Genomic DNA, 5589 nt, shown 5'->3' with positions numbered 1-5589 from the left:
AACGCATTCTACTCAAGCTTAGCGGCGAGGCCCTGATGGGCTCGGAAGAGTTCGGGATCGATCCGAAAGTTCTGGATCGCATGGCGCTGGAAGTCGGCCAACTGGTCGGCATCGGTGTTCAGGTCGGTCTGGTGATCGGCGGCGGTAACCTGTTCCGCGGTGCAGCGCTGAGCGCGGCCGGCATGGATCGGGTCACCGGTGACCACATGGGCATGCTGGCCACTGTGATGAACGCCCTGGCCATGCGCGATGCGCTGGAACGTGCCAATATCTCGGCCATCGTGATGTCGGCCATTTCCATGGTTGGCGTAACCGATCACTATGATCGCCGCAAAGCCATGCGCCACCTGAACGCCAAGGAAGTCGTGATTTTCGCGGCCGGTACTGGCAATCCGTTCTTCACCACGGATTCGGCAGCGTGCTTGCGTGCAATCGAAATCGATGCCGATGTCGTGCTCAAGGCGACCAAGGTCGATGGCGTCTACACCGCTGACCCATTCAAAGACCCGCATGCCGAGAAGTTCGATCATCTGACTTACGATGAAGTGCTGGATCGCAAGCTGGGCGTGATGGATCTGACCGCCATTTGCCTGTGCCGTGACCACAAGATGCCGTTGCGCGTATTTAACATGAACAAGCCCGGCGCCCTGCTGAATATCGTGCATGGCGGCGCTGAAGGGACCCTGATCGAGGAAGGCCAACAATGATCAACGAAATCAAGAAAGACGCTAAAGAGCGTATGCAGAAATCCGTCGAGTCGCTGATGCACAACTTCGGCCGTATTCGTACTGGTCAGGCGCATCCAAGCATTCTGGAAGGTGTGATGGTGCCGTATTACGGTTCCGACACTCCGATCAAGCAGGTGGCGAACATCACCGTCAAAGACGCCCGTACCCTGCAAGTCGTTGCCTTTGAGCGCAACATGCTGGGCGCCGTCGACAAGGCCATCGGTAGCGCGGGTCTGAACCTCAACCCGACCAACCTGGGTGAATTGCTGCTGATCTCCATGCCGGCCCTGACCGAAGAAACCCGTAAGGGCTTCACCAAGCAGGCTCGCGATGTCGCTGAAGATGCCCGTGTTGCGGTGCGCAATATCCGTCGTGATGCGAACAGCTCGCTGAAGGATCTGGTCAAGGAAAAGGAAATCAGCGAAGACGAAGAACGTCGCGCCACTGGCGAGATCGATGATCTGACCAAAAAATACGTGGCTGAAATCGACGCGAATTTGGCGCAGAAAGAAAAAGACCTGATGGCCGTATAAGGGTCGCGTTTTAATGGATAAGACCAAGCAGACTGCGCCGTTCGCGGTGCCGCGCCATGTCGCGATCATCATGGATGGTAATAATCGCTGGGCGAAAAAGCGCTTTATGCCGGGTGTCGCCGGTCATAAAGCGGGTGTGGATGCCGTTCGCGCGGTGATTGAGGTGTGTGCCGAGGCCAAGGTTGAAGTATTGACCCTGTTCGCCTTCTCCAGCGAAAACTGGCAGCGCCCGGCCGACGAGGTCAGTGCCTTGATGGATCTGTTCTTCAAGGCATTGCGTCGCGAGGCCAAGCGCCTGAACGAAAACAACATCAGTTTGCGCATCATTGGCGACCGTTCGCGCTTTCATCCAGAGCTTCAAGCTGCCATGCGTGAAGCTGAAGCAATGACGGCGGGTGCCAATCGCTTCGTTCTACAGATCGCAGCCAACTACGGCGGTCAGTGGGACATCGCGCAGGCCGCACAGCGGCTGGCGCGGGAAGTTCAGGCCGGGCACCTGCGTCCGGAAGACATTACCCCGGAACTGCTGCAAACCTGTCTGGCTACCGGCGATTTGCCGTTGCCGGACTTGTGCATCCGTACCGGTGGCGAGCATCGCATCAGTAACTTCCTGCTGTGGCAACTGGCTTACGCCGAGTTGTACTTCTCCGACCTGTTCTGGCCGGACTTCAAACACGATGCCATGCGTACTGCGTTGGCCGATTTTGCTTCTCGGCAACGCCGCTTCGGTAAAACGAGCGAGCAGGTCGAGGCTGGAGCCCGGGTTTAATGCTTAAACAACGAATCATCACCGCGTTGATCCTGCTGCCGATTGCCCTGTGCGGGTTTTTCCTGCTCGAAGGCACCGGTTTTGCGCTGTTCATCGGGCTGGTCGTGACCCTCGGTGCATGGGAGTGGGCTCGCCTGGCAGGCTTCACTGAGCAGCCGATCCGCGTTGCCTATGCGGCTGTTGTCGCGTTGATGCTGTTTGTCATGCATATCCTGCCTGGGCTCGCGCCTTGGGTGTTGGGCGCTTCGGTGCTTTGGTGGAGCGTTGCAACCTATCTGGTGCTGACTTATCCGCGCTCCAGCGAACTTTGGTCCAGTGCTGCCTGCAAGCTGGTGATCGGTCTGCTGATCCTGCTGCCCGCCTGGCAAGGTCTGGTTCAGATCAAGCAGGAGCCTTTGGGCAACTGGTTGATCATGGCGGTGATGGTGCTGGTCTGGGGTGCTGATATCGGTGCTTACTTCTCCGGTCGTGCCTTTGGCAAGCGCAAGCTGGCGCCACAGGTCAGTCCCGGCAAAAGCTGGGAGGGCGTCTATGGCGGCCTCGCGGTGAGTCTGGTCATTACTGTCATTGTCGGTCTGGTTCGAGACTGGACGGTGGCGCAGCTGTTCAAAGGTCTGATTGGTGCAGCCATCATCGTGTTTATCTCGGTGGTAGGTGATCTCACCGAAAGCATGTTCAAGCGTCAGTCCGGGATCAAGGACAGCAGTAATCTGCTGCCGGGTCACGGCGGCGTGCTGGACCGAATCGACAGCCTGACTGCAGCGATTCCAGTGTTTGCTGTGCTGCTGTGGATGGCGGCACCGTGAGCCGCCCGCAGCAGATTACCGTCCTGGGGGCGACCGGTTCGATTGGTCTGAGCACGCTTGATGTCATCGCTCGCCATCCCGAGCGTTATCAGGTTTTCTCCTTGAGCGGTTTCACCCGTATGAGCGAGCTGTTGGCGCTGTGTGTTCGTCATACGCCGCGGTTCGCCGTGGTGCCTGAGGCGGGTGCTGCCCGAGGCTTGCAGGACGACTTGCGCGCCGCAGGCCTGCCGACCCGCGTGTTGGTGGGTGAGGAGGGCCTGTGTCAGGTTGCTTCCGATCCTGAGGTCGATGCGGTCATGGCGGCCATCGTTGGCGCTGCGGGCTTGCGACCGACCCTGGCGGCGGTCGAAGCCGGCAAGAAAATCCTCCTGGCCAACAAAGAAGCACTGGTGATGTCCGGTGCGCTGTTCATGCAGGCGGTGCGCAAGAGTGGTTCGGTGTTGCTGCCGATCGACAGCGAGCACAACGCGATTTTCCAGTGCATGCCACAGGATTTCGCTCGTGGGCTGGGTGCCGTCGGGGTGCGTCGGATTTTACTCACGGCCTCTGGCGGTCCGTTCCGACAGACACCTATGGCTGAACTGGTGCATGTTTCCCCTGAGCAAGCGTGTGCCCACCCGAACTGGTCCATGGGGCGCAAGATTTCGGTGGATTCGGCCAGCATGATGAACAAGGGGCTGGAGCTGATCGAAGCTTGCTGGTTGTTTGATGCCAAGCCGTCCCAGGTCGAAGTGGTGATTCATCCTCAAAGCGTGATTCATTCGCTGGTCGATTACATCGACGGTTCGGTATTGGCCCAGTTAGGTAACCCTGACATGCGCACGCCGATCGCCAACGCGCTGGCCTGGCCGGAGCGAATCGACTCGGGTGTTGCGCCGCTGGACCTGTTTGCAATTGCGCGCCTGGACTTCCAGGTGCCTGATGAAGAGCGATTCCCGTGTCTGCGCCTTGCGCGTCAGGCGGCTGAATCCGGCAATAGCGCGCCGGCCATGCTAAATGCGGCGAATGAAGTGGCGGTCGCGGCCTTTCTCGACGGGCGGGTTCGCTACCCGGAAATCGCGAGTATCATCGAAGAAGTATTGAATCTCGAGCCCGTGGTTGCGGTTGACGATCTCGAGGCAGTGTTCACGGCCGACGCGAAAGCGCGAGTACTGGCCGAACAATGGTTGAGTCGTCACGGGCGGTAAGTGCTGCAATACGTTGACCCATGCGGCACTGGACAGGATTGCGGAGAAAGTAGATGAGCGCGCTCTATATGATTGTCGGCACCCTGGTGGCTTTGGGTGTGCTGGTCACCTTCCACGAATTCGGCCATTTTTGGGTCGCACGTCGCTGTGGGGTCAAAGTGCTGCGTTTCTCCGTGGGCTTCGGTATGCCGTTGCTGCGCTGGCACGACAAGAAAGGCACTGAGTTCGTCGTCGCCGCGATTCCGCTGGGCGGTTACGTGAAAATGCTCGACGAGCGCGAAGGCGAAGTGCCGGCCGATCAGCTTGATCAATCCTTCAACCGCAAATCCGTCCGCCAGCGTATCGCTATCGTATCGGCGGGTCCGATTGCCAACTTTTTACTGGCGATGATTTTTTTCTGGGTGCTCGCCATGCTCGGCAGCGAGCAAGTGCGCCCGGTCATTGGTGCAGTCGAATCCGGCAGTATCGCCGCCAAGGCTGGTTTGAGCGCGGGCCAGGAAATCATTGCCATCGATGGCGAGCCAACTTCCGGCTGGGCCGCGGTGAACCTGCAGTTGGTCCGTCGTCTTGGGGAGAGCGGTTCCCTGCAGTTGCTGGTCCGTGATCAGGGTTCCACAGTGGATTCGGCCCGTGAGCTGATGCTGGATAAATGGCTCAAGGGTGCCGATGAGCCGGATCCGATTCGTTCGCTGGGTTTGCGCCCTTGGCGTCCGGCGCTGCCACCGGTCCTGGCCGAACTTGACCCGAAAGGCCCGGCACAGGCTGCTGGCCTGAAGACCGGTGACCGACTGTTGGCTCTGGACGGCAAGTCGCTTGATGACTGGCAGCAGGTGGTGGACACGGTCCGTATGCACCCTGATACCAAAATCATGCTGCGCGTCGAGCGTGACGGTGCTCAAATCGACGTCCCTGTGACGCTGGCCGCTCGCGGCGAGAAGAAGGCACCCAGTGGTTATCTGGGGGCTGGGGTGAAGGCAGTTGATTGGCCGCCAGAGATGATTCGCGAAGTTAGTTATGGTCCTGTGGCAGCGATTGGGGAGGGTGCTCGACGCACCTGGACCATGAGCGTACTGACCCTCGATTCGCTCAAGAAAATGTTGTTCGGTGAGCTCTCGGTAAAAAACTTGAGTGGACCGATAACCATTGCTAAAGTGGCGGGCGCTTCTGCCCAGTCGGGCGTCGCTGATTTCCTGAATTTCCTTGCTTATCTGAGTATTAGCTTGGGAGTTCTGAATTTGTTGCCCATTCCTGTACTGGATGGGGGGCATTTGTTGTTTTATCTGATCGAGTGGGCGCGTGGTCGCCCCTTGTCGGATCGGGTGCAGGGTTGGGGGATACAGATCGGTATCAGTTTGGTGATCGGGGTGATGTTGCTTGCTCTTGTCAATGATCTGGGTCGACTGTAACGCTTCGCTGAATTGCGAATCTGCCGCATTTTGCGGCAGTTTGTTTATTGCCAGTTGGAATAAGAAAGGACTTCATGAAACGTCTGATGATAACTGCGGTTCTCAACGTATTTATGATCGCCTAAGTTCACGCCGAGTACTTCACTATCTCTGATATTCG

General features: G+C 58.3%; 6 protein-coding genes. All 6 read left to right on the top strand.

Annotated features, from left to right (window positions below):
* A partial coding sequence (gene pyrH, locus ACIQU2_RS28780; protein ID WP_403145951.1) for a UMP kinase occupies positions 1-707 on the top strand: 707 nt, incomplete at its 5' end.
* Positions 704-1261 carry a ribosome recycling factor gene (frr, locus tag ACIQU2_RS28775; protein WP_347804987.1) on the top strand — a complete coding sequence of 186 codons (558 nt, stop codon included), beginning with the start codon at positions 704-706 and terminating at the stop codon, positions 1259-1261. The genes pyrH and frr, both read left to right, overlap by 4 nt.
* Positions 1262-1274: 13 nt before the next feature.
* The gene (uppS, locus tag ACIQU2_RS28770; RefSeq protein WP_347804988.1) at positions 1275-2030 is read left to right on the top strand and encodes a polyprenyl diphosphate synthase; all 756 of its coding nucleotides are present in this window, start codon (positions 1275-1277) and stop codon (positions 2028-2030) included.
* A complete protein-coding gene (locus ACIQU2_RS28765) occupies positions 2030-2836 on the top strand; it encodes a phosphatidate cytidylyltransferase (protein WP_403145949.1) in 807 nt (268 codons plus the stop codon). The genes uppS and ACIQU2_RS28765 overlap by 1 nt, the downstream gene beginning before the upstream one ends.
* Positions 2833-4023, top strand: coding sequence for a 1-deoxy-D-xylulose-5-phosphate reductoisomerase (ispC, locus tag ACIQU2_RS28760; protein ID WP_403145948.1), 1191 nt, complete (start codon positions 2833-2835; stop codon positions 4021-4023). Before ACIQU2_RS28765 ends, ispC begins: the two co-directional genes overlap by 4 nt.
* 53 nt (positions 4024-4076) lie before the next feature.
* A complete protein-coding gene (gene rseP, locus ACIQU2_RS28755) occupies positions 4077-5429 on the top strand; it encodes a sigma E protease regulator RseP (protein ID WP_347804991.1) in 1353 nt (450 codons plus the stop codon).
* Positions 5430-5589 lie beyond the last annotated feature (160 nt).

Source organism: Pseudomonas sp. NPDC098740 (assembly GCF_044760065.1).
Lineage (GTDB): Bacteria > Pseudomonadota > Gammaproteobacteria > Pseudomonadales > Pseudomonadaceae > Aquipseudomonas > Aquipseudomonas rossensis.
The sequence above is the reverse complement of the archived record's forward strand: the minus strand, read 5'-3'. Positions and strand labels throughout refer to the sequence as shown.

What these genes read in the sequence shown, in the direction of transcription:
- rseP (WP_347804991.1), top strand. Translation starts at nt 4,077, where the DNA reads ATGAGCGCGCTCTATATGATTGTCGGCACCCTGGTGGCTTTGGGTGTG.
- ACIQU2_RS28765 (WP_403145949.1), top strand. Translation starts at nt 2,030, where the DNA reads ATGCTTAAACAACGAATCATCACCGCGTTGATCCTGCTGCCGATTGCC.
- uppS (WP_347804988.1), top strand. Translation starts at nt 1,275, where the DNA reads ATGGATAAGACCAAGCAGACTGCGCCGTTCGCGGTGCCGCGCCATGTC.
- frr (WP_347804987.1), top strand. Translation starts at nt 704, where the DNA reads ATGATCAACGAAATCAAGAAAGACGCTAAAGAGCGTATGCAGAAATCC.